25 protein-coding genes are annotated in these 21,118 nt (G+C 56.3%); 20 read left to right on the top strand and 5 right to left on the bottom strand.

The window, feature by feature from the left end; genetic code table 11:
- Positions 1-5 precede the first annotated feature (5 nt).
- Genes BLR25_RS11280 through BLR25_RS11265 form a run of 4 tightly spaced genes read left to right on the top strand, consistent with a single transcriptional unit; the run spans position 6 to position 2,477 of the window.
- Complete coding sequence (locus BLR25_RS11280; protein ID WP_091937624.1) at positions 6-344, top strand: NifB/NifX family molybdenum-iron cluster-binding protein; 339 nt, start codon at positions 6-8, stop codon at positions 342-344.
- A gap of 23 nt (positions 345-367) precedes the next feature.
- The gene (locus tag BLR25_RS11275; protein ID WP_091937622.1) at positions 368-730 is read left to right on the top strand and encodes a CoA-binding protein; all 363 of its coding nucleotides are present in this window, start codon (positions 368-370) and stop codon (positions 728-730) included.
- Positions 731-758: 28 nt separating this feature from the next.
- Positions 759-1,145, top strand: coding sequence for a RidA family protein (locus tag BLR25_RS11270; protein WP_091937713.1), 387 nt, complete (start codon positions 759-761; stop codon positions 1,143-1,145).
- Between the two features lie 15 nt (positions 1,146-1,160).
- A complete protein-coding gene (locus BLR25_RS11265; protein WP_091937620.1) occupies positions 1,161-2,477 on the top strand; it encodes a sigma-54 interaction domain-containing protein in 1,317 nt (438 codons plus the stop codon).
- 81 nt (positions 2,478-2,558) lie between these two features.
- Here the strand turns inward: BLR25_RS11265 and citC are convergent, their stop codons facing one another.
- From citC to BLR25_RS11250, 3 genes are read right to left on the bottom strand one after another with little or no spacing between them, the layout of a single operon-like run.
- Positions 2,559-3,587, bottom strand: coding sequence for a [citrate (pro-3S)-lyase] ligase (gene citC / locus BLR25_RS11260; protein ID WP_091937618.1), 1,029 nt, complete (start codon positions 3,585-3,587; stop codon positions 2,559-2,561).
- A gap of 47 nt (positions 3,588-3,634) precedes the next feature.
- Positions 3,635-3,997, bottom strand: a complete 363-nt coding sequence (locus BLR25_RS11255; RefSeq protein ID WP_091937616.1) for a rhodanese-like domain-containing protein — start codon at positions 3,995-3,997, stop codon at positions 3,635-3,637.
- A 33-nt stretch (positions 3,998-4,030) separates the two neighbouring features.
- A complete protein-coding gene (locus BLR25_RS11250; protein WP_091937614.1) occupies positions 4,031-4,354 on the bottom strand; it encodes a HesB/IscA family protein in 324 nt (107 codons plus the stop codon).
- Between the two features lie 685 nt (positions 4,355-5,039).
- Between BLR25_RS11250 and BLR25_RS11240 the strand changes: the two genes are divergently transcribed.
- From BLR25_RS11240 to BLR25_RS11195, 10 genes are all read left to right on the top strand, one after another.
- The gene (locus BLR25_RS11240; RefSeq protein ID WP_218122713.1) at positions 5,040-5,573 is read left to right on the top strand and encodes a PaaI family thioesterase; all 534 of its coding nucleotides are present in this window, start codon (positions 5,040-5,042) and stop codon (positions 5,571-5,573) included.
- A gap of 8 nt (positions 5,574-5,581) precedes the next feature.
- On the top strand, positions 5,582-6,103 hold the full coding sequence (locus BLR25_RS11235; RefSeq protein ID WP_091937608.1) for a disulfide bond formation protein B: 522 nt from the start codon (positions 5,582-5,584) through the stop codon (positions 6,101-6,103).
- 375 nt (positions 6,104-6,478) lie between these two features.
- Positions 6,479-6,916: a thioredoxin TrxC gene (trxC, locus tag BLR25_RS11230; protein WP_091937606.1), complete on the top strand. Its 438-nt coding sequence runs from the start codon at positions 6,479-6,481 to the stop codon at positions 6,914-6,916.
- A gap of 18 nt (positions 6,917-6,934) precedes the next feature.
- Complete coding sequence (locus BLR25_RS11225) at positions 6,935-7,909, top strand: SLAC1 anion channel family protein (RefSeq protein WP_245715533.1); 975 nt, start codon at positions 6,935-6,937, stop codon at positions 7,907-7,909.
- 87 nt (positions 7,910-7,996) lie between these two features.
- Positions 7,997-9,661: an FAD-dependent oxidoreductase gene (locus tag BLR25_RS11220; RefSeq protein ID WP_091937602.1), complete on the top strand. Its 1,665-nt coding sequence runs from the start codon at positions 7,997-7,999 to the stop codon at positions 9,659-9,661.
- 11 nt (positions 9,662-9,672) lie between these two features.
- Entirely contained in the window at positions 9,673-9,921 is a 249-nt protein-coding gene (gene cydP / locus BLR25_RS11215) for a cytochrome oxidase putative small subunit CydP (RefSeq protein ID WP_091937600.1), read from the top strand.
- The gene (locus BLR25_RS11210) at positions 9,914-11,488 is read left to right on the top strand and encodes a cytochrome ubiquinol oxidase subunit I (protein WP_091937598.1); all 1,575 of its coding nucleotides are present in this window, start codon (positions 9,914-9,916) and stop codon (positions 11,486-11,488) included. The genes cydP and BLR25_RS11210 overlap by 8 nt, the downstream gene beginning before the upstream one ends.
- Positions 11,481-12,617, top strand: coding sequence for a cytochrome d ubiquinol oxidase subunit II (gene cydB, locus BLR25_RS11205; protein ID WP_091937596.1), 1,137 nt, complete (start codon positions 11,481-11,483; stop codon positions 12,615-12,617). Before BLR25_RS11210 ends, cydB begins: the two co-directional genes overlap by 8 nt.
- A gap of 15 nt (positions 12,618-12,632) precedes the next feature.
- The gene (cydX, locus tag BLR25_RS11200; protein WP_091935848.1) at positions 12,633-12,740 is read left to right on the top strand and encodes a cytochrome bd-I oxidase subunit CydX; all 108 of its coding nucleotides are present in this window, start codon (positions 12,633-12,635) and stop codon (positions 12,738-12,740) included.
- Positions 12,741-12,764: 24 nt separating this feature from the next.
- On the top strand, positions 12,765-13,082 hold the full coding sequence (locus BLR25_RS11195; RefSeq protein WP_091937594.1) for an ArsR/SmtB family transcription factor: 318 nt from the start codon (positions 12,765-12,767) through the stop codon (positions 13,080-13,082).
- A 270-nt stretch (positions 13,083-13,352) separates the two neighbouring features.
- Here BLR25_RS11195 and BLR25_RS21005 read toward each other — a convergent pair whose 3' ends face one another.
- Positions 13,353-13,538: a hypothetical protein gene (locus BLR25_RS21005; RefSeq protein ID WP_143009835.1), complete on the bottom strand. Its 186-nt coding sequence runs from the start codon at positions 13,536-13,538 to the stop codon at positions 13,353-13,355.
- Positions 13,539-13,743: 205 nt separating this feature from the next.
- Here BLR25_RS21005 and BLR25_RS11190 point away from each other — a divergent pair, with 205 nt between their 5' ends.
- Both BLR25_RS11190 and BLR25_RS11185 read left to right on the top strand, forming a co-directional pair.
- Positions 13,744-15,093: a sigma-54 interaction domain-containing protein gene (locus BLR25_RS11190; protein ID WP_091937592.1), complete on the top strand. Its 1,350-nt coding sequence runs from the start codon at positions 13,744-13,746 to the stop codon at positions 15,091-15,093.
- 30 nt (positions 15,094-15,123) lie between these two features.
- Positions 15,124-15,801, top strand: a complete 678-nt coding sequence (locus BLR25_RS11185; RefSeq protein ID WP_091937589.1) for a hypothetical protein — start codon at positions 15,124-15,126, stop codon at positions 15,799-15,801.
- Positions 15,802-15,941: 140 nt separating this feature from the next.
- Here the strand turns inward: BLR25_RS11185 and BLR25_RS11180 are convergent, their stop codons facing one another.
- Complete coding sequence (locus BLR25_RS11180) at positions 15,942-16,865, bottom strand: TetR/AcrR family transcriptional regulator (RefSeq protein ID WP_218122712.1); 924 nt, start codon at positions 16,863-16,865, stop codon at positions 15,942-15,944.
- Positions 16,866-17,195: 330 nt separating this feature from the next.
- On the opposite strand from BLR25_RS11180, the gene BLR25_RS11175 reads away from it, so the two are divergent.
- The 4 genes from BLR25_RS11175 (at position 17,196) to BLR25_RS11160 (ending at position 20,916) form a co-directional block, all read left to right on the top strand.
- Entirely contained in the window at positions 17,196-17,987 is a 792-nt protein-coding gene (locus BLR25_RS11175) for an HpcH/HpaI aldolase family protein (RefSeq protein ID WP_091937585.1), read from the top strand.
- Between the two features lie 64 nt (positions 17,988-18,051).
- Positions 18,052-19,041 carry a TRAP transporter substrate-binding protein gene (locus BLR25_RS11170; protein WP_176785849.1) on the top strand — a complete coding sequence of 330 codons (990 nt, stop codon included), beginning with the start codon at positions 18,052-18,054 and terminating at the stop codon, positions 19,039-19,041.
- Between the two features lie 106 nt (positions 19,042-19,147).
- Complete coding sequence (locus tag BLR25_RS11165; RefSeq protein WP_176785848.1) at positions 19,148-19,636, top strand: TRAP transporter small permease; 489 nt, start codon at positions 19,148-19,150, stop codon at positions 19,634-19,636.
- Positions 19,633-20,916: a TRAP transporter large permease gene (locus BLR25_RS11160; RefSeq protein ID WP_176785847.1), complete on the top strand. Its 1,284-nt coding sequence runs from the start codon at positions 19,633-19,635 to the stop codon at positions 20,914-20,916. Before BLR25_RS11165 ends, BLR25_RS11160 begins: the two co-directional genes overlap by 4 nt.
- Positions 20,917-21,118: the final 202 nt, after the last annotated feature.

The raw sequence follows: 21,118 nt of genomic DNA, 5'->3' as shown, positions 1-21,118 counted from the left end.
TTCCCATGAGATTTGCCATACCACTGGCCGACGGAAAGCTGGCCGTCCATTTCGGCCACTGTGCCAGTTTCGCGCTGATCGACGCCGACCCGGTCGGCAAGACGATCCAGCAGCGTCAGGACATCGACGCGCCGCCGCATCAACCGGGACTGTTACCCCCGTGGCTTGCCGAGCGCGGCGTCAATCGGATCATCGCCGGCGGCATGGGCCTGCGCGCACAGCAGCTCTTCGTCGCCGAAGGCATCGAGGTCTTGGTTGGCGCGCCTGTCGATACACCGGAGAATCTGGTCACGGCTTGCCTGAATGGTATGCTCCAGACAGGCGTCAACGCTTGCGATCACTGATTAATCCCACGAAAGGACACCCCATGGAAAACGTCGTCGTTGTCGGCGCCAGCACCAACGAAGAGCGCTATTCGAACAAGGCCATGAAGATGCTGGCCGAGTACGGACACAACCCGATCCCGGTTGCACCGAAGGAAGAGACGATTCTGGGCCGAAAGGTGTTTTCGACGATCAGCGACGTGACCGATAAGGTAGACACCGTCACGCTCTATGTCGGACCGCAACGCCAAGTGGGCCTGTTCGAGCAAATCATTGCGCTGGCCCCCCACCGCGTCATCTTCAATCCCGGCACCGAAAACCCCGGCGAGTATGAGCAACTGCGCGCCGCCGGCATCGAGCCGATTGAGGCGTGTACGCTCGTGATGCTGCGTACCAATCAGTTTTGATTTTCGCCCCCCCAATGAGGATCGCATGATGAACAAGGAAGTCATTCACACGACCGATGCGCCACAAGCCATCGGAACCTATTCGCAAGCAATTCGTGCCGGAGATCTGGTGTTTCTTTCCGGGCAATTGGGTATCGATCCCTCACAAGGTCATCTGCTTGAAGGGTTCGAGGCTCAGGCACATCAGGTCTTCCGAAACTTACGCGCAATCACGTTGGCTGCGGGAGGCAACCTCTCGGATATCGTTCGTCTTGGCGTGTTTCTGACGGACCTCTCCAATTTCGCGCGATTCAACGAGATCATGAGCGAATACTTCACCGAGCCTTACCCGGCAAGAGCCGCTGTTCAGGTTTCCGCCCTCCCGAAGGGGGGTGTCGTTGAGGCGGAAGCAGTAATGTTCCTTCCAAGCGAGTGACCAACCGGCTGCGAGATGCCTGGCAACGATTTTGATCGGTCGATCCTGGACAGTCTTTCCGAAGGCGTCTTTACCGTCGACAAAGACTGGAAAATCAGTTCGTTCAATCGGTCGGCCGAAGAAATCACCGGTATCTCGCGTCAGGATGCCTTGGGGCAGATTTGTTCTGACGTCCTGCATTCCAGGCTTTGCGAGCGCCGATGTCCAATCCGGGAAGCCTTGACCAAAGGTAGCCCGATCAAGGACCAGCGCTGCTATTTTGTCGATATTGAGGGAGAACGCATCCCGATCAGCGTCTCGGCGGCGACATTGATTAACAACGCGGGCAATATCATTGGCGGGGTGGAGACCTTTCGCGACATCAGTGAATTGGAAGCCTTGCGCAACGCCCTCCATCGGCAGAATTCCTTAACGAGCCGGAGTCCTGCGATGCAGCAGGTGTTAGATCTGGTGCCCGTGTTGGCCGGCAACCCGACGTCGGTTCTGATCTTCGGAGAAACCGGCACCGGTAAGGAAATTATCGCCCGCGCCATCCACCAGCATGGACCACGCGCCGACAAACCGTTCATTGCCATCAATTGCGGCGCGCTCCCGGAAAACCTCCTCGAATCAGAACTGTTCGGCTACAAAAAAGGAGCGTTTACCGGTGCGGATCGCGACAAACCGGGACGACTTTCACAAGCCCGTGACGGCACCCTGTTCCTCGACGAAATCGGCGAAATCAGTCCTGCCATGCAAATCCGCCTGCTGCGAGTGCTTCAGGAGCGTGAATTCGAGCCACTGAGCAGCACAAAACCCGAACCCTTCAAGGCACGAGTCATCGCCGCGAGCCACCGTGATCTCAAGCAGATGGTCGACGAGGACCTTTTCAGACAGGACCTCTATTACCGGCTCGTCGTCTTTCGGCTGGACATTCCACCCTTGCGCGAGCGCCGCGAAGACATTCCGGCGCTGGCCGCACAACTGCTGGCACGAGCCAACGCGAGAATGGAACAAAATATTGCCGGAATCGACCCCCGCGCGATGGAAGCGTTGCAGCGTTACGATTGGCCGGGCAACATCCGGCAGCTTGAAAACGTGATCGAACGCGCCGTCGTGCTTTGCCACAACGCATGGATCACGCCAGAACAGCTTCCTTCTGAATTGCAAACATTTCCGGAAGCATCCGATCGTCACCCCTCGCCGGCGGCGCAGATACGCCGGCAGGCCGAGGCCGAAGCAATTCTCTCCGCACTGAAGGAAAACGGCTTCAACCGGAAAGCGACGGCCGCCCACCTCGGCATGCATCCAACGACGCTCTATCGCAAGATCAAGGCGTGGGAGCTGATTTAAGCTTGAGGCTGCGGCAGGCGCGACAGTGATTTCTGTCACAACCGATGTGGTTGCCGTTTTGCGACGATGTGTATTCTCTCTTTAACACCCATTTAGTGCTCTATTCCTAAAATCTTGCTGCAGACGCTCGCGGATTGGTGCGGCCTCGTCGCTCTCCAGAAACGTCCGCGTCGTCGTCGGCACGTAGTCAGCGAGTCTGGCCAGATCGCCTTGGCCAACTAACTCGCGTACTTTGGACGCACTAATCACGCCAGTATCGGTCTGCTTGCGCTCAACGACCTGCAACTCGATCCCGTGCGCCGGCAGTGTGCGCAGCATCGCCGCGTTGTATCCCCCGGTCAGCGCGCAATTTGGTTCAGTACCGACGAAACGTCGGGTAATGCCGAAATACGGCGCAATCCGGGAAGCGAACAGCGTGACGTCAAGTTCCATTTGAATGCGAGCTATCGGATCGTCCTTTTTCAGAAAGTAGGTCGGGAACGTCGCCCCGCTGACGATGTAATGCGAAGTATCGAGCAGCACTGCATTGGAAATGTGGCGAACCCCCTGCTCGACAAGCCAATACCGCATATTGAAGGGAAACACCGAGCGGTCTTCCTTGACCACAAAGACATAGAGACTGTCCACACGCTGCGCGGCGTTCTCGATCAGATACAGGTGGCCGTTGGTAAAAGGGTTGCAATTGACTACGACCGCCCCGTTCAATCCAGGTCGCATGAGCCCCTTCTTCGATTCCAGCCATTTCGTGAGTCCTTGGCCGTATTCGAGCAGGGCGACTTTCTCCTGATGGGCGAGCAGCGTGAAATTGAGCGCCTGGAACGACAAAACGAACTCTGGCTTGGTGTAGACGAACAGCGATTCGTGCCCGGCTCGCAGCCCGCTCATCACGAGTTCTGTCGCCAACTCGCCGAGCACCGAACCGCCCTGGTGTTCGGGCGCTAGAGCGAGCATCTTGAGGATGTTGCCGGCACGCGAGCCGGTGGCGACGAGTTGTTCGCTCTCGTAGATACCGTACGTGACATCAACGCATTCCTCGAAAGCCAAGCCTCTAGCCTCGATCAACGCTTGCGCCATCTTGCGCTCCGAGTTCGAAGCCAGTTCGACGATCACGACATACTCCTCAAGATAGCGCTCTCATTCTGTCGCCAACCCTATCTTCAGCACTGATTCGACTGGCATTGCTTCAAGGAACGCACCAGAGTGTCGATACCACCACCGTCGAGCACACGTTGGTAGCCTTGCTGGCGAATCACTTCCGCCGCAATTGCCGAACGTCGACCGCTCCGGCAGTAGAGCAAAATTGTGCTGTCCTGCCGGACGCCCTTGACGGCCCGTAAGTCCTGACCGATGCGTTCGACGGGAATGTTGATCGCGCCGTCGATGTGACCCGCCACATATTCTGCGGGTGTCCGCACATCGATAACGAAATCCGGCCTGAAGCCGTTGTAGCTGACATCCGCAGCGAACGACTTGGCCGCGACCAGAACAACAAAAAGCACCATCGATTTGATCAACTTCATGGTCTTTCCCTAAGACGAAAAAAGGTCGATACCTTAGACGTAGAAGCTCTCGCCACACCCGCATTGGTTTCTTGCATTGGGGTTGTTGAACGCAAAACCGCTTTCGTCACCAATCTGCAGATAGTCGATCTCCGTTCCCTCGAGCCAAATCAACGATTTCTCGTCGACGAAGATTTTTGCACCGCAACTGTCAAAGACGAAATCATTTTCTTCCGCTTTGTCGACAAACTCCAAGCGATAGGCCATTCCCGAGCACTCCGACGACTGGACGATCACACGGATACCCACGCCGCCACCGCGCTCTGCGAGATAGTTCCGAATCTGTTCGGCGGCACGATCAGTCAGACGCATTGCCATTGAATTTCTCCTTGGTTCAGTTTGTGGCATATGCTAACACCAATAGAACGCACCATGATGATCAACAAAGCCTGCGCCGACAATCTGTGGAGAACAAGACATGCATTCGTGCATCAATTGCAGACGCGCGCATTGCACTTTTGCAACTTTCGGAAAGTCCTATCTCTCAAGAAAAGTCTAGTTCATTGATTTTTAGACCGAATAGCAGCATCAACTTGCCGGCACGCGTTTTGCGTAATGAAGAGCGTCGTAAGAGCTGCAATCACCATGAAAATCGCCATTCCCGTATGCCGGCAAAGGATCGCACCGCTCTTCGAGTCAGCGGAAACATTCCTGCTGATTGACCGCGAGCGAGCCACGGACGACGCCTCAGTCTGGCAAATCAAGAATCAACGAGATGACGCCAGGTGCCGGTAACTGTTCGACAAAGGAGTGACGCTACTGCTTTGCGGCGCTGTCTCCTACCGGTGGCAAAGCTTGCTTGGCGAACACGGGATCAAGGTTCATTCCTTCCTCGCAGGAGATGTTCCCGACGTTCTGAACGCCTATCTGGAGGAAGGCGCGGCGGGACTCGAGCGCTATGCGATGCCAGGTCGTCGAGGCAATGGGTTCAGGGCCAGGCGAAGGGCTTGGGGGGCGTATCCGGCACCCTGTTCGTCTTCACTCTCTCCGCGCAGGAATCGCCTTGGATAACGAATTCCGATTAACTTATTCTCCCTACGATAACGTACCGAGTTCCGACCCGATCATTCCACCACCAAGCCATGCCTCGTGCATGGCTTGTGGCTCTGGAGATTCGCTGGGGCTGAAATTCCGGGCTGGCAATGGCAACACGGTTTCCACGATCTATCAACCGGATTCGCGATGGCAAGGCTATCCGAACCAGTTGCACGGCGGAATGATCAGCACGATGCTTGATGCTGCGATGACTCATTGTCTTTTCCGGCAGGGAATCGAGGCCGTGACGGCCTCACTGAAGGTCCGCTTTGTCGAACCGATTCCCCACTCCACCCCGCTGAACATCAGCGCCAAATTAACCAAACGACGTCGGTGCGTGTTTTACCTCAACGCCGAAATTACCGTTTCCAGTCGCGTACTAGCGCGTGCCGAGGCCAGCTTCGTTCTTCGCAACCTAAGAGCAACGCCTGCCGCCAATAATGCATGGACGCATGACTTGCATACTGATCAAGTTATCGATGGAGAGAATTTTTCTTGTTGAACCCAACCATGAAAAATATCGCGACACTGATTCACGAAAATGGACGTCAAATTACATTAGTAATGGCACTCTTCGCTCTCGGACTTGGCTTGTTCGCTGTCACGCTAGCCAATCTTCTCAGGCTTGACGCTTGCCACCTTTGCATATTCCAGCGTCTTGCTTTCTTTGTTATCGGCGCTTTGCTGATCTTCGCCTTTTTTGGTTGGGAAAATCTAATACTACGAAGGGTATTACTTGGTATTGCATCGGCTTGCTGCGGCTGGTGTATGAACGTTGCAGCCCAGCAAAGCTGGTTACAGTGGTTCCCTGAATCGGGCCTTACCTGCACGATTGTTGAACCAGGAGTCACCGAACGCCTGATCGACTGGCTTGGTCAGATTTACCCACTATTCTTCATGGCCACAGGATCGTGTGAGAGCAAGGATCTCGTAGTTTTCGGCCTATCGCTTGCCAACTGGTCTTTTCTTGTTCTGCTTATATTTTTGGCGGCAAATATGTGTCTGCTAGCAAAGGGGAAAAAGGCCTTGTAGCAGAATGCCTGAAGTGTTCGATACAAACACGCGAAAATGTGCTCGGTTTTTCAATCCATGTTTCTCGGCGCCACTGGACGCTGATGTACTGATTGTCTCCATGATCTGGCCCCAATTCAGATAGGCCGCGTGTAATCGATTATGAGATAGCCGACGCTATATTCAAATTTTTTCGCGACCAGGCTTTCGAACGCCGGCTTAGACGCCTCCGCAGATGGGCGATCAAGGTGATAACCTGCGTCAGCCGGCGTGCTAGCGCATTTGGTTGAAAAACTCGAGATCCTCTCGTAAATAATACGGGCATATGCCAGAAAAAAACTTGATTTTTCCGCCCCACGTCTCTATATTAGCGACACCTAATATAGAGACGTGGAAATGTCAGACTCCTTGAATATTGTTTGCCCGAATTGTGATACCACGAACCAAGTCGCATGCGATCGACTGGCAGAGCGACCGATTTGCGGTTCGTGCAAGCATCTGTTGCTGCCGGGAAAGCCTTTGGAGTTGACAACCGTAAACTTCGACCGACACATCAATCATTCCGATATTCCTGTCCTCGTCGATTTTTGGGCTCCGTGGTGCGGCCCGTGCAAGATGATGACGCCAATCATCGACCGCGCAGCCGAAGAGTTGGTGTCTTCCGTACGAGTGGCCAAGGTCAACACCGAACGCGAACGTGAATTGGCCACCCGTTTTGGCATTCGCAGCATTCCGACTCTTGCCGTCTTTCGACAGGGAAAGCTCATCGACCAGCAGGCCGGAGCGATTGATCTGAAGCAATTGCTAAATTGGCTAAATTCGATCTTTGCCTAGAAAATCGAAGAGGAACCCTTGAGTACCGAAACATCTTCAATGGAAACGAGTAGATTGGCGCATTTCCCGGTTTCGATCTTCTCGATCGTCATGGGAATCTGCGGACTTGCGATTGCTTGGCAGCGGGCTCAGCGCGCAGTTGATTGGATTGGCCCAGTTTGGTTAGTGCTGGCCGTTCTTGCGTCGATTGTTTTTCTTGGATTTGTCCTGGCGTATGCAATCAAGTTCGCTCGTTATCGAAACCATGTAATCGCGGAATGGAACCACCCGATTCGAGTAAATTTCTTCCCGACTATTTCGATCAGTCTTTTGCTCCTCTCGGTGGTATGGAAAGAGACTTCAGGCTCTACTGCGTATTTTCTTTGGGCACTAGGAGCCGGCGTGCACATCGGATTTACCATCGCAATCCTCAGTAGCTGGATATATCGCTCCCACTATGAACTCAAGCACGCAACGCCTGCCTGGTTTATCCCAGTGGTTGGAAATCTTTTTGTTCCGATCAGTGCGACATCGTTTGGTTTGACCGAGATCGGTTGGTTCTATTTCAGCATCGGCATTGTGTTCTGGATCGTACTGATGACCATTGTCCTTTACCGTGTCTTTTTTCACGATCCGATTCCACCGCGCTTGCTGCCAACCTTGTTCATTCTGATCGCACCGCCTGCTGTCGGTTTCATCTCATACAGTGCGCTGACACCGGGGGTTGATGTCCTCGGCCGAATTTTTTATTACACCGCGCTATTCATCACAATATTGCTTTTCTCGAATGCTTTGCGCTTCATACGGGAGGGGTTTTTCCTTTCCTCGTGGGCCTATTCCTTTCCTCTAGCCGCCATCACGATAGCGTCGTTCCTGATGGCACAGCGCACAGGAAACGGATTACTCGTATGGCTGGGATTTGGCCTTCTAATAATTCTAAGCATCGTGGTCGTTATTTTGGTCTTGAAAACCATCAACGCGGCAGCTCAAAAAGCGATATGTGTTCCGGAATGAATCGCTGCGAACTGTCTTTGCTGTTTTTGGCATTTGCCACTATATTAGTCCATCTGCATCAACCGGCCATTTTATAAAGGAATTGTTATGGGAGCATTAAAGCTGTTGGTCGTTGGCGGCGTTGCCGCAGGAGCATCATTTGCCGCACGGGCACGCCGTCTCGACGAAAGCGCCGAAATCACGCTGATCGAGCGCGGCCCCGACGTTTCCTTCGCCAACTGCGGCCTGCCCTACCACATCGGCGGAGAGATTCCGGCTCGCGATGTACTTGCTGTCCAAACATCGTCTTCACTCAAAGACCAGCTGAATCTGAATGTGTTTACACAGTGCGAAGCAATTGACATAGACCACGCCGGGAAAAAACTGCAAGTGAAAGACCTGGTTAGCGGGAGGACGGAATGGCTGCGCTATGACAAGCTCATGCTCTCGCCCGGCGCCTCGCCAGTGCGTCCGCCGCTGCCGGGCATCGACGACCCACGCATCTTCACCCTGCGCAACCTGCAGGACATGGACCGCATCATCGCCGCAGCCAACACCGGCATGCGCGCCGTCATCATCGGCGCCGGCTTCATCGGTCTCGAGATGGCTGAGCAGCTGCAGCGGCGCGGCATGAAGGTCCAGCTCGTCGAACTGATGCCGCAGGTCATTCCGCCGCTCGACGCGCCGATGGCCGCGCTGCTCGACAGCGAACTGCGCCGCAACGGCGTCGAAGTCTTCCTCGGCGACGGCATCCGCGCCTTCCGGCCGGGCGACAGCCACGTCGGCTGCGAACTCAACTCCGGCGCCGTGCTCGACGCCGATCTCGTCATCCTCTCGATCGGCGTCAAGCCGGACTCGGACCTCGCCAAGCGGGCCGGGCTGGAACTCGGCGCGCGCGGCCACATCGTCGTCGACGCCTTCCAGCGGACCTCCGACCCCAACATCTACGCTGCGGGTGACGTCGTCGAAACGCAGGACCGCGTCGTCCCCGGCCGCACGACCGTGCCGATGGGCGGCCCAGCCAACCGCCAGGGCCGCGTCGCCGCCGACCACATTTTCCTCGGCGACAAGGCCCGACCCTACCCCGGCTCGATCGGCACCGGCATCGTCCGCGCCTTCGACGTCGTCGCCGGCATCACCGGCTGGAGCGAAAAGCGGCTGCGCGCCCTCCAGTACCCGTTCGCCTCGGTCACCGTCAACGACAGCCACCACGCCTCCTACTATCCGGGCGCCAAGCCGATGACGCTCAAGATCGTCTGGGACGCCCGCACCGGCCGCCTCCTCGGTGCGCAGGCGACCGGCTTCGAAGGCATCGACAAGCGCCTCGACGTGCTGTCGACGGCGATCGCCGCCGAGATGACGATCGAGGACCTCTGCCACCTCGAACTCGCTTACGCGCCGCCGTTCGGGTCCGCCAAGGACATCATCAACCTGGCCGGCTTCGCCGCCTGCAACCGCCGCGACGGACTCGTCAAGCATACCGAAACCCTGCCGACCGACCCGGCGGTGCAGATCGTCGACGTGCGCGGCAAACCGCTGGCCGAGGCCTATCCGGCGCCGGCCACGGTGCTCAACATCCCGTTCGCGACGCTGCGCGCCAACCTCGGCAAGCTCGACAAAAACCGGCCGGTGGTGACACTCTGCGCCTTCGGCAAGATGAGCTATTTCGCCGCGCGCGTACTCGCCCAGAACGGTTTCGAGGTCAGCAGCTACAGCGGCGGACTCAAGGCGAACGTCGATCCGAGAACGCCGGCCAAGCTGCCGACCGCCTGACCCGGCAGATCATGCGCCCCGGCTGCGACAGCCCCGCCCGCGACGCCCGTCCGCCGGACGCGGCGGCGCCGCGCCGGACCTATGCGCGCGAAATCGCGCTGGTCCTGCTCGTCAAGCTGGTGCTGATCGTCGCCATCAAGCTCATTTTCTTCGGCACGCCGGTCAGCCAGCGCGAACTGGCCGACCGGCTCGACGGCGTCTTCCAGGCGTCCGACGCCAGCAAACCGATTTCCGACTCCTCAAGGACAGATCATGATTAGCGACTCCCTGGTCGACCTGTCGCGCCTGCAGTTCGCGGCGACAGCGTTCTATCATTTCCTCTTCGTTCCGCTGACGCTCGGCCTTTCCTTCCTGCTGGCGATCATGGAATCGGTCTATGTGCTGACCGGCAAGACGATCTACCGCGACATGACGAAGTTCTGGGGCAAGCTGTTCGGCATCAACTTCGCGCTCGGCGTCACCACCGGGCTGACCATGGAATTCCAGTTCGGCACCAACTGGGCCTTCTACTCGCATTATGTCGGCGACATCTTCGGGGCGCCGCTGGCGATCGAGGGACTGCTCGCCTTCTTCCTCGAATCGACGATGGTCGGCCTGTTCTTCTTCGGCTGGGAACGGCTCTCGCGTCTCAGCCACCTGTGCGTCACTTACCTCGTCGCGATCGGTTCGAACCTCTCGGCACTCCTGATCCTGATCGCCAACGCCTGGATGCAGAACCCGGTCGGCGCCGACTTCAACCCGGTGACGATGCGCATGGAAATGACCAACTTCGCCGACATCGTTTTCAACCCGGTCGCGCAGTCTAAGTTCGTGCATACGCTGAGCGCCGGCTACGTCACTGCTTCGGTCTTCGTGCTCGGCATCAGCGCCTGGTACCTGCTCAAGAACCGCGACAGCGAATTCGCCCACCGCTCCTTCCGCATCGCCGCTTCCTTCGGCCTCGCCTCGGCGCTGTCGGTGATTGTCCTTGGCGACGAATCGGGCTACACCGCCGCCGAAACGCAGGAAACCAAGCTGGCGGCGATGGAAGCGATGTGGACGACCGAACCGGCGCCGGCGGGCCTGACGCTGTTCGGCTTCCCCGACGAAAAGACGCGCACCACCAAGATGGCCATCCATGTTCCGTATGTCATGGGACTGATCGGCACGCGCACGACCGACAAGGTCATCCCCGGCATTGACGAACTCGAAGCGCGCATCGCCCGCCGCATCGACACCGGCATCGTCGCCGTCAAGGCGCTCGAACGGTTGCGCAAGGACCCGAAGAACGCGCAGCGGCTGGCCGACTTCAACGCCGTCAAGGCCGACCTCGGCTACGGCCTGCTGCTCAAGAAATATGTCGCCGACGTCAGCCAGGCGACACCCGAGATGAAGGCGCGCGCCATCGACGACGCGATCCCGCACGTACCTTCGCTGTTCTGGTCGTTCCGGCTGATGGTCGGCCTGTCGATCGGCTTCCTGGCGCTCTTCGCCACCGCCTTCTACTACGCCGCACGCAACCAGCTCTCGACGCCCTGGCTGCTGAAGTGGGCGCTATGGTCGATCCCGCTGCCCTGGATCGCCTGCGAACTCGGCTGGTTTGTCGCCGAATACGGCCGCCAGCCCTGGACGATCCACGGCGTGCTGCCGACGCACCTGTCGACCTCGGCGCTCAGCCCCGGCAACCTGATCTTCTCGCTCTCGGGCTTCCTGATCTTCTACTCGCTGCTGCTCGTCGCCGAACTGTACCTGATGTTCAAGTACGCCCGCCTGGGTCCGTCCAGCCTCGGCACCGGACGCTACCATTTCGAAACCGCCGGACAGGACACGGAGGCTCGCCATGCTTGATTACACGACCCTGAAATTCGTCTGGTGGGCACTCGTCGGCGTCCTCCTCTTCGGCTTCGCCGTCATGGACGGCCACGACATGGGCGTCGGCACGCTGTTGCCCTTCGCCGGCCGCAGCGACGACGAGCGCCGCGCCGTGCTCAATTCGGTCGGCCCGCACTGGGAAGGCAACCAGGTCTGGTTCGTCACCGCCGGCGGCGCCCTCTTCGCCGCCTGGCCGCTGGTCTATGCCGCCGTCTTCTCCGGTTTCTACATCGCCATGCTGGCGGTATTGTGGGCGCTGTTCTTCCGCCCGGTCGGCTTCGACTATCGCAGCAAGCTCGCCGACAAGCGCTGGCGCCAGGCCTGGGACTGGGGCATCTTCACCGGTAGCGCCGTACCGGCGCTCGTCTTCGGTGTCGCCTTCGGCAATGTCATCCTCGGCGTTCCCTTCCACTTCGAGGAGACCATGCTGCCGGTCTATTCGGGCAGCTTCTGGCAGCTCTTCAGCCCCTTCGCACTGGTCGCCGGCGTCGTCAGCCTGTCGATGCTCGTCTTCCACGGTGCCAACTACCTGATCGTCCGCACCGAGGGCGACATCCAGCGCCGCGCGCAGCGCGCCTCGACACTCGCCGGCATCGTCATGCTATTAGGATTCGCGCTGGGCGGCGTCATGGCCAACACGATGTCCGGCTATGTCGTCACTTCGCCGATCGACACCGGCGCCGGGCTCAACCCGCTCGACAAGGAAGTCGTCCGCCAGGCCGGCGCCTGGATGGCCAATTTCCACGCGCATCCGGCGCTGTTCGCCTTCCCGGCGCTCGGCTTCGTCGGCGGGGCGCTCGGCATCGTCTTCGCCCGCGCGGCGCGCGGCGTCATCGCCTTCGTCTGCAGCGCCCTGGCCGAGCTTGGCATCATCGCCACCGCCGGCATCGCCATCTTTCCCTTCGTGCTGCCGTCGAGCACCGATCCGCGCAGCAGCCTGACCCTCTGGGACTGCGTCTCGAGCCAACGGACCCTCGGCGTGATGTTCTGGGTGGCGCTGATCATGACGCCGATCATCGTCGCCTACACCGGCTGGGCCTACCGCGTCATGCGCGGCAAGGTCACCGTCGAGTACATCAAGGCCAACGACCATTCCACCTACTGATCGGGAGACTATCGCATGTGGTATTTCACCTGGATGCTTGGCCTCGGCTTCGCCGTCCTCTTCGCCATCGTCAACGCGCTCTGGCTGGAGTCGCAGGAACAGCGTGACCGGACCGGCGACTGAGGCGCCGGCATCGGCGCGTCTTGCATGACAAACGCAGACAAACGCGACAACGGAGCCTGCGGCTGCGCACTCAGCGCGCGCGGCCGCGCCCTGCTCTTCGGATTGTCGAGTCTCAACCGGCTACGCGTCCTCTATGCGCTTGAAGACGAAGAGCGCTGCGTCGGCGAACTCGTCGATGCGCTGGGCCTGTCACAATCGCTCGTCTCGCAACAGCTTGGCCTGCTGCTCGACGGCAAGCTCGTCTCGGCGCGGCGGTCGGGACGCAGGACCTACTATGCGATTGCCAGCCCCGACCTCAACGCGCTGCTGAAAATGGCGCTGGACACCTATCGCCACAGCTAATCTGTGCGTAGGACTTAAATCAGTAAAGATACAAGCAACTGTACTATAGAAACTACCGAACCATCGCGATTACACCGGCGGCAAGAGCAATTTGAATCGGTGGATGCTTATCTAAGGCGATTTCTGCCGTCCCGAAATTTCGCGCGTCTTTTCGAGAAAGTTGGCTATAAATCATTATTGGTCGTAACACACATTGATGCATCAACTTTTCAAATTGCGATCAGCCGTGACCAATTGACCTGTCCAGTCCTAAGGCACTCGCTTGTTGCGTTAATGTTTGGCACATAAGTCACGAATATAACCAACGGTTGTTGCGCAGGCGCTCTTACAACAGCGGCAAGTGACGCATAACAGCAAGACCGGGATCGCGCCAACCAGAGCAGCAACGAAGATTGGCACGGTTGTGATTACTTGAGCAACGCTTAAGGCGCTGTTTGCAAAGATCTCTGTTGTCATGGTTGTCTCCTTGAAATATAAGCAACTCTGCCTATATCAAATCAATAACCATGCCAAAATTTCTGATCATGCACAAATATGTAATTCATTGTATTTATAGTGAAGTTTATATTTCAGTGAAATTTTAAAGTGCCATATATGGCACCCGTAGAAAGGACAGTGCTATATTTAGTGTCACTAATGGCATTTATGGCGCTAGCTAGTTATGAACTCGCATTCAAAATCCCTTCCAGAGCTGGTTTCTTTCCTTGATGCGTTTCCAGAACCTCGGATCATCATGGATGCGAATTATCGAATAGTGGCCGCGAACAAGGCCTACTCGGCCGCATTTTCCCCAAACCGGGCCGTGGCTGGACTCCACTGCTACGAGGTATCGCATCGATTCGACGCCCCGTGCGACCAAACAGGAGAACCATGTCCCCTGCGCATGAGCCAAGAGAGTGGCCGCCCACAGCGGGTATTACATTGCCATCACACGCCCAAGGGCGAAGAGCATGTTGATGTGGAGACAACCCCGATTCGTGACAACTGCGGGGATATTGTCTTTTTCGTGGAAACCATGCGCGTCGTTAAGCAGGCATCTGGTCATGCTGAGTCAGAGGGGTTAGTTGGAAGTTCGCCGAAATTTTTGCAAATGCTGGCATTCGCCGTACGCGTCGCCCCGACAAGCGCGGCAGTGCTTTTACAAGGCGAGACTGGAACTGGCAAGGAACTGGTTGCGAAAATGCTGCATGAGAAGGGAAGCCACCCAAACGGTCCCTTTGTTCCGGTCGACTGTTCCGGATTAACAGAATCGCTTTTTGAAAGTGAGTTATTTGGCTATGAGAAAGGCGCATTTACGGGGGCGTCGCATCGAAAAATGGGATTGGTGGAGGCAGCAAACGGTGGCACGCTGTTTTTAGACGAAGTCGGCGACATCCCTTTGTCATTGCAAGTCAAGCTTCTGCGTCTGCTCGAGAGCGGCACCTATCGGCGCGTTGGCGGCGTCGATATTCTGAGGACTGGATTCAGGTTGGTCTGCGCCACGCATCGAAATCTGGCTCAGATGGTTGAAAAGGAAACCTTTCGACGTGATCTGTATTACCGAATCAGCACATTCCCAATACAGGTTCCAAACTTGGCAGAACGAAAAACGGACATTCCAATGTTGGTAACCGCCTTCCTGAAACGGGTCGCTGATGGTCAGGACTTTTCATTAACGCCTCAGGCCATCCAGTTTCTTCAGCAACGCGAATATTCCGGAAACATACGTGAACTAAGAAACATCATTGAGCGTGCAACGATATTGGCAGATGGAAAGACAATTACAGAAAAGCAATTTGAACCTATGGCGCAACCCTCACCCTCGACAGTGCTTGCTGCATCCTCTTCAACCGCATTCATCGTTGACGAACCCGCGCCACTGGAAGATGTCGAACGACGTTATATTGCCTGGGCAGAGTCCATGGTGCGAGGAAATCGAGAAGACTTGGCTCAGCGCCTTCGCTTAAGTCGAAGGACGCTCTTTCGCAAACTGGCGAAAAGCTCTTCATGCTCAACATCGGAAAACAATTAAATGCCACAGCACCTCTGAGAGGAGAGTTCCATGGGATTGCTTGGGAAAGCCGCACTGATTCTTTCATTCGACATTGATGAGTCGGCGATAGCCGAACATGACGAATGGCATTCTCGTGAGCATCTTCAGGAGAGAATGTCGATTCCGGGATTCTTGCGAGGCTCTCGCTGGATTTCGACAAAAGGAAGCCCCGGGTACTTCGTCCTATACGAAGTTGACCAGTTGGACACTCTGGCGTCAAAGCCCTACCTTGATCGACTTAACAATCCAAGCGCATGGACCTCAAGCATGATGAGGCACTACCGCGGCATGAAGCGAGGCTTTTGCACGCTTACATATAGCGCAGGCGACGGCCTGGGAGCACACGTGTCCTTGCTTAGGCTCCGTCCAAGACCGGAAATGGCGTCGGCTTTACGCGATTGGCTTGTTAATGAACTACTGCCTCCCCTGACGCAAAGGAGTGGAGTGATCGGTGCACATCTGTTTCAATCAGAGCTTGCTACCGAAATGACTGAAGAGCAGCGAATTCGCGGCAAAGACACTGCCGTAGACTGGGTTCTTATGGTGACTGGATATGATCAAAACATTATTGCGTCTCTAGCCGAGACATCTCTGTCTTCCAAGACGTTTGCGAGCCACGGGGCAACAGAGCCGGAATCCGGAACTTATCTTCTTGCGCACATCCTGACCGCCACCGAAATATCATAATAATTCCGTGTTCTTGCCGCTTGCATATACAGATAATCAGGACGGTCTAGCTATGGACAATAGAAGTTGGCGCCGGGCTACTCACCGCCTGGTCACAAGCAAGGTAGCGCGTGTTAATCGATAGTCCGGATGCACCGACATCATGGGCCAGGCCGAACGTAGCGCAATATCGCTTCAATGATCATTTGGCGCTGTTTAGGAACATCTTCTTCGCGCCAAAGATCCATTTCGAATACGGCATTCCAGGTGTAGCGGTTCGAAACGCGTATAAAGCAAAAGGATGTAATCAGGAGGTGAAAGTGCCACGGATTGATGCCTTCGCGGAAGACGCCTGCACGCTCGCCGCGTGCCAGTAGCTTGCGAACGGTTTCGATAGCGATGGCGTTTCTTTGTACCAACGAGGAGCGACCGCTGATGTGTCGCCCGCGCTCGATGTTTTCCACGCAGACCAGGCGGACGTGTTCGGTGTGGGCCGCGTGATGGTCGAACGTCACCTCAACGAGTTTTTGCAGGGCTTCGACCGGCGGCAGATCATCAAGGTGTAACCCTTGTTCCTTGTTGCGAACTTCGCCGTAGGCCTCTTCCATGACGGCTGCGTACAACTTTTCCTTGCTGCCGAAGTGGTAGTAAATCGTCGGTTTGGTAGTTCGTGTCTTGGCGGCAATTTCGTCGACGCGCGCGCCGGAAAGTCCTTTCTCGGCAAACTCCTTCATCGCCACGTTAATAATGTCGCGGCGCGTCTCCTCGGCGACATGGGCGCGGCTTTGAACGGGCTTGCGCTTCCTCGCTGCCGGGGAAGGCGCTGTCGGCGGTTCGGAAATATCTGCGCTCGGGAGGCTTGTACTCAATTCGGCACGGGCCCGAGAAAACTCGTCTTCCAGGCGCGCCAGCATATCGACCGCAATTCTTATGCCCTCGTCTGTGGAGGTGCTGCCCGTCGAGCGTTCAACGATTTTCGATTTGCCGGCATAAGCGGGGTGCTGCCAAAGATCTCGAGGGATCTTCTTGAGTATGCCAATGCGCCCGTTTCGTCCGACCCGGACATTTTTCGGTAAGGGGTTCATGCGTCAAAGGTATGGTTATAGTGGTATGGATCTTGTCGCCGACACTGCAAATATAGCAGAGTTCTCGGAGTTTTCGGTATGGTGTTCCAGCGTCGTGGCGCTGGCCCGGCGTCTCCTGTTTGTTGCCTAATTTTCGGTTGAACTTCCCGTTGCTGCCAGACTGACCGGCGGCAGTGTTGACACGACCTACCAATCAGTCTATAAAGCCATTACTCCACACCTACTGTTTGGTAGCTTGTGTGGGTCGCGCACGTCCCCAGCATCATTAACCCATGGCACGGATCAGCAAGCAGTTTTGCCTTTGCCGCGCTTAAAGGAGAGGTTTTTGGTATGAATCTCAGGCAAAAAATGAAACGCGGACCGGTGTTCGGATTTGCGATTTTTACAGGCGCATCGTGCGTCATCGAGAGTGTCGGCAATTGGGGCTATGACTTTGTCTATCTCGATGTTGAGCACACCTCGATCGGGGTCGGTCCCGAACTTGAGCGCCAAATCATGGCGGCCCGCCTCGCCGGCATTTCTTCAGTCGTTCGCCTGACGGGAACGAACGAAGTGGATATTCGCAAGACCTTGGAGATGGGGGCGGAAGGGGTCGTCATACCGCACGTACGCACAAAGGAAGAAGCTGCCGAAATCGTTCGGGCCGCCAAGTTTCCCCCCGTGGGACGCCGGGGCGCCGAATCGAATGTGCGGGCGGCCGCGTTTGGCGGACCCGGATTCAGTTGGGAGGAATACATCCGCCGAAGCAACGAGGAAAGCCTGATTATTCCGATGGCCGAGGATTATGAATTTGCCGACAACGTCGATGACATCCTTTCGATCGATGGCATCGATGCGATCAATTTTGGGCCGATCGACTATTCCCTCTCCGCCAATCTTCCCATCGGCTACAAGATCGATCATCCATCCCTGATTGATGCCTACAAGAAGATTGAGACAAGGGCGCGCGCCAAAGGCGTCGGGATGATGTGCCCAGTCGTTCCGCCAACCATTGAAAATGCCATGGACATGATCGCCAAAGGGGTGAATATGCTGATTCTCGGAAACGACATGTACCACTTGCAAACGGCCTTCAAGACCATCATGACGGACTGCGTCGAACAGATTCGTCAGCGCCAATAGCACCGCAGAGCACGCTTCTGATCCAAACATCATATTGCGTAAACCACAGAGGAGGATGTCAATCATGCGTCGATTGTTTCTGAAGTCCCTGAGCCTGACTGCAGTCTGTATGACTATTGCGTTGCCGGCCTTTGCCGCCGAATTCAATTTCAAATTCGCGCACTCGCAGCCGGAATCCAGCGTGCGTCACAAATCCATGTTGATGTTCAAGCAAAATGTCGAAAAGGCCAGTAATGGCAGAATCTCGGTCGAGCTGTTCGCTGCCAGCGCCCTCGGCAACGAGCCCGAGGTTATGGACATGGTCAAGATGGGAAGCGTGCAGGGGACACGCGGAGGCGCTTTCACGAAGGCCAACAAGAAATTCCTGATATACACGCTGCCCTTCCTGTTCAGCAGTACCGACGCGGTGTTGAAGGCCATGCGCAGCAGTTTCGGTTCTGACATCGCCAAACATGCCGAGGCGAATGGCTATTACATTCCAGCGACGGGCGTTGCCGGGGGCTTTCGGCAGATTTCGAACAGCAAACGGCCGATAAACACGGCGGAAGATGCGGCAGGCTTGAAGATTCGCACGCCGCCGATCGAGACGATCGTCAAGACAATGCAGGCGCTCGGTGCCAATCCCCAATCGATTCCCTATGGCGAGACCTACATGGCGCTGAAGATGGGCGTCGTCGATGGGCAGGAGAACCCGCCGTCGAATATCGCCGAGATGAAGTTCTACGAAGCCCAGAAATATCTGTCGATAGTCGACTATCAGATTCATCCGGACCCTTTCATGGTGAATCTCAAGTGGTACCAGGCGCTACCGGCAGAGCTGAAAGCGGTGTTTAACAAGGCGGCTAAGGAAGCGATGGAGTGGAGCGACACCAACTGGCTCGCTTCTGAAGCCAACTATATGGAAACGCTCAAGAAGAACATGACAGTCAATTCGATCTCAGCCGAGAGTCGTGTGAAGTTCGTGGCCAAGGTCAAACCCGTCTGGGATGGCTATGTCAAGGACGGCACGTTCTCGGAAAGCGAGATTCAGGCAGCGATTGCAGCAAGCAAGTAATGGAGACGCCGGCAGCCCAGGCGGCTGCCGGTGCGAATAACGAGAGGGTTACACAACCATGAGTGATTCTTCCGCGACGGTATCTTGCGGTTGCTGGAACAATCGGATGCGCCGATGGGAAGGTGCGCTGTCCGGAGTTCTGCAGTGGCTGGTGATGGTGCTATGCATCGTCATATTTGTTCTGGTCATCGTTCTTGTCGCTTTGCGCTATCTCTTCAATACAACGATTGTTGGCGCCAATGAGGCCGGCGTCATGCTGTTTATTTACACTACCGCGCTTGGCGGGGCGGTCGACATTGCACGGAGTCGGCACATCATCGTCGATACGTTTGTGAATTGTCTTTCGGCGCGCGTGCGCCGGATCGTCGATGGGACCAATCTCGTCATCGTCGGCATGTTGAACGCATTCCTGTTCAAGTACAGCATCGACTGGGTGGGCGCCGTCGGAGGCAGCGAACACCCCGTCCTGCATGTGCCGGAGGGGTTGGTCCAGGTCGCCATGCCTATCGGATGTGCCTTTTCGGTGCTGTTCTGCGTCACTCGACTGGTGACCATGTTTGCAAGCAACTCGGAAGAAAACAGGGGGGCGCTATGACATTGCTTCTTTGCAGTCTGGTCGTACTCCTGATCATGGGCGTGCCTGTCGCCTATTCCATGGGCACATCGGGGCTCTTGTATTTCCTGATACATCAGCCGACCCTCATCACCGTCCTGCCGGCCCGCGTATTTTCCGGGATGGATTCTTCGGTGATGATTGCCTTGCCTTTGTTCATCGTCATGGGGCATTTCATGAACCACGGCGGCCTGACCAGCCGGTTGATCGATTTCTGCATGCTGTTTGCCGGACGCCTGCGAGGCGGTCTCGGCCATGTCAGCATCATGGCGAGCATGATCATCAGTGGCATCTCGGGGTCTTCTGTTTCCGATGCGGCCTCGATCGGTCAGGTCATGATTCCGGCAATGAAAAAGCGGAAATATCCGCTGCGTTTCGCCGCCGGGCTCGTTGCGGGGGCGTCGACCATGGGCATGATCATCCCGCCAAGCATTCCGATGGTGATCTATGCCTTTGTTGCATCGGAATCGGTCGGAAAGCTGTTTCTGGGGAGCATGATCGCCGGGTTGATGGTGGGGGTCATGATGATGGCCATTACCGTATTCATGGCTCGCCGCCACAACTATCCGTGCGAAGACGTCGATCTCTCCGCCGCAGTGATCGGGGAATGCTGCAAGCATGCGTTGCCGGCGCTTGCCATGCCGATTATTGTCGTGGGATCGGTTGTTTCCGGCATCACCACGGCGACAGAGTCCGCCGCAATCGGTACGCTTTATTCGCTACTCGTGGGTCTTTTCGTTTACAAGGAAATGAAGATTCGCGACTTGCCGGGGCTTTTCAAGGACGCCATCCTGAGTAGTGCAAATGTGATGATCATCATCGCTTTCTGCGGCGTTTTTACGTGGATTCTGGCACTAGAGCATGTCACCGAAGCGGTTGGTTTGTTGTTTGTGCAGATGCATCTCTCACCTGTCGCCGCCCTGCTCGTTGTTGATGTGGTCATTCTGGCCATCGGTTTCTTTGTTGATGTGAGCCCCGCCATCATGCTGTTGACGCCGATTTTTCTGCCGCCACTCCAGCTTTTGGGAGTCTCTCCGATTCAGTTCGGCAATATTCTGATTGTTGGTTTGGCCATCGGTCTTGTCACGCCGCCGGTCGGCATGTGTCTGAACGTTGTTTCGACGATCTCCGGCTTGAGCATCGTTCAGATATTCAGGGGGTCGATGCCGTTTCTGATTGCTAACCTCCTCGTATTATTTCTCATCTCAATTTTTCCGGCGTTGAGCGATTGGTTGCCGAATTTACTAATGGGTAGCCAATAGTTCGAGACCAAGCGCGGAAGCGTGTTTCATTACACAAACGGCATAGCATCTTATAGTCAAGGGGCTACAACTGAACGTCGTAGGTCGCTATTTAGTGCTCACAACCAATCATTGGCATATGCTAATATAAGACTGTTGCTTGGGTTGTTTCCGATGTATGGTCTGCACGGTCCCTTTTTGGAGTTGGAAGAGGCTTGAGGGA

Origin of the sequence: Propionivibrio dicarboxylicus (assembly GCF_900099695.1) — a bacterium.
In the GTDB taxonomy this organism is placed as follows: Bacteria; Pseudomonadota; Gammaproteobacteria; order Burkholderiales; family Rhodocyclaceae; genus Propionivibrio; species Propionivibrio dicarboxylicus.
This window is presented reverse-complemented; position numbering and strand designations above follow the sequence as displayed.

What these genes read in the sequence shown, in the direction of transcription:
- BLR25_RS11280 (WP_091937624.1), top strand. Translation starts at nt 6, where the DNA reads ATGAGATTTGCCATACCACTGGCCGACGGAAAGCTGGCCGTCCATTTC.
- BLR25_RS11275 (WP_091937622.1), top strand. Translation starts at nt 368, where the DNA reads ATGGAAAACGTCGTCGTTGTCGGCGCCAGCACCAACGAAGAGCGCTAT.
- BLR25_RS11270 (WP_091937713.1), top strand. Translation starts at nt 759, where the DNA reads ATGAACAAGGAAGTCATTCACACGACCGATGCGCCACAAGCCATCGGA.
- BLR25_RS11265 (WP_091937620.1), top strand. Translation starts at nt 1,161, where the DNA reads ATGCCTGGCAACGATTTTGATCGGTCGATCCTGGACAGTCTTTCCGAA.
- BLR25_RS11255 (WP_091937616.1), bottom strand. Translation starts at nt 3,997, where the DNA reads ATGAAGTTGATCAAATCGATGGTGCTTTTTGTTGTTCTGGTCGCGGCC.
- BLR25_RS11250 (WP_091937614.1), bottom strand. Translation starts at nt 4,354, where the DNA reads ATGGCAATGCGTCTGACTGATCGTGCCGCCGAACAGATTCGGAACTAT.
- BLR25_RS11235 (WP_091937608.1), top strand. Translation starts at nt 5,582, where the DNA reads ATGAAAAATATCGCGACACTGATTCACGAAAATGGACGTCAAATTACA.
- trxC (WP_091937606.1), top strand. Translation starts at nt 6,479, where the DNA reads ATGTCAGACTCCTTGAATATTGTTTGCCCGAATTGTGATACCACGAAC.
- BLR25_RS11220 (WP_091937602.1), top strand. Translation starts at nt 7,997, where the DNA reads ATGGGAGCATTAAAGCTGTTGGTCGTTGGCGGCGTTGCCGCAGGAGCA.
- cydP (WP_091937600.1), top strand. Translation starts at nt 9,673, where the DNA reads ATGCGCCCCGGCTGCGACAGCCCCGCCCGCGACGCCCGTCCGCCGGAC.
- BLR25_RS11210 (WP_091937598.1), top strand. Translation starts at nt 9,914, where the DNA reads ATGATTAGCGACTCCCTGGTCGACCTGTCGCGCCTGCAGTTCGCGGCG.
- cydB (WP_091937596.1), top strand. Translation starts at nt 11,481, where the DNA reads ATGCTTGATTACACGACCCTGAAATTCGTCTGGTGGGCACTCGTCGGC.
- cydX (WP_091935848.1), top strand. Translation starts at nt 12,633, where the DNA reads ATGTGGTATTTCACCTGGATGCTTGGCCTCGGCTTCGCCGTCCTCTTC.
- BLR25_RS11195 (WP_091937594.1), top strand. Translation starts at nt 12,765, where the DNA reads ATGACAAACGCAGACAAACGCGACAACGGAGCCTGCGGCTGCGCACTC.
- BLR25_RS21005 (WP_143009835.1), bottom strand. Translation starts at nt 13,538, where the DNA reads ATGACAACAGAGATCTTTGCAAACAGCGCCTTAAGCGTTGCTCAAGTA.
- BLR25_RS11190 (WP_091937592.1), top strand. Translation starts at nt 13,744, where the DNA reads ATGAACTCGCATTCAAAATCCCTTCCAGAGCTGGTTTCTTTCCTTGAT.
- BLR25_RS11185 (WP_091937589.1), top strand. Translation starts at nt 15,124, where the DNA reads ATGGGATTGCTTGGGAAAGCCGCACTGATTCTTTCATTCGACATTGAT.
- BLR25_RS11180 (WP_218122712.1), bottom strand. Translation starts at nt 16,865, where the DNA reads ATGAACCCCTTACCGAAAAATGTCCGGGTCGGACGAAACGGGCGCATT.
- BLR25_RS11175 (WP_091937585.1), top strand. Translation starts at nt 17,196, where the DNA reads ATGAATCTCAGGCAAAAAATGAAACGCGGACCGGTGTTCGGATTTGCG.
- BLR25_RS11170 (WP_176785849.1), top strand. Translation starts at nt 18,052, where the DNA reads ATGCGTCGATTGTTTCTGAAGTCCCTGAGCCTGACTGCAGTCTGTATG.
- BLR25_RS11165 (WP_176785848.1), top strand. Translation starts at nt 19,148, where the DNA reads ATGCGCCGATGGGAAGGTGCGCTGTCCGGAGTTCTGCAGTGGCTGGTG.
- BLR25_RS11160 (WP_176785847.1), top strand. Translation starts at nt 19,633, where the DNA reads ATGACATTGCTTCTTTGCAGTCTGGTCGTACTCCTGATCATGGGCGTG.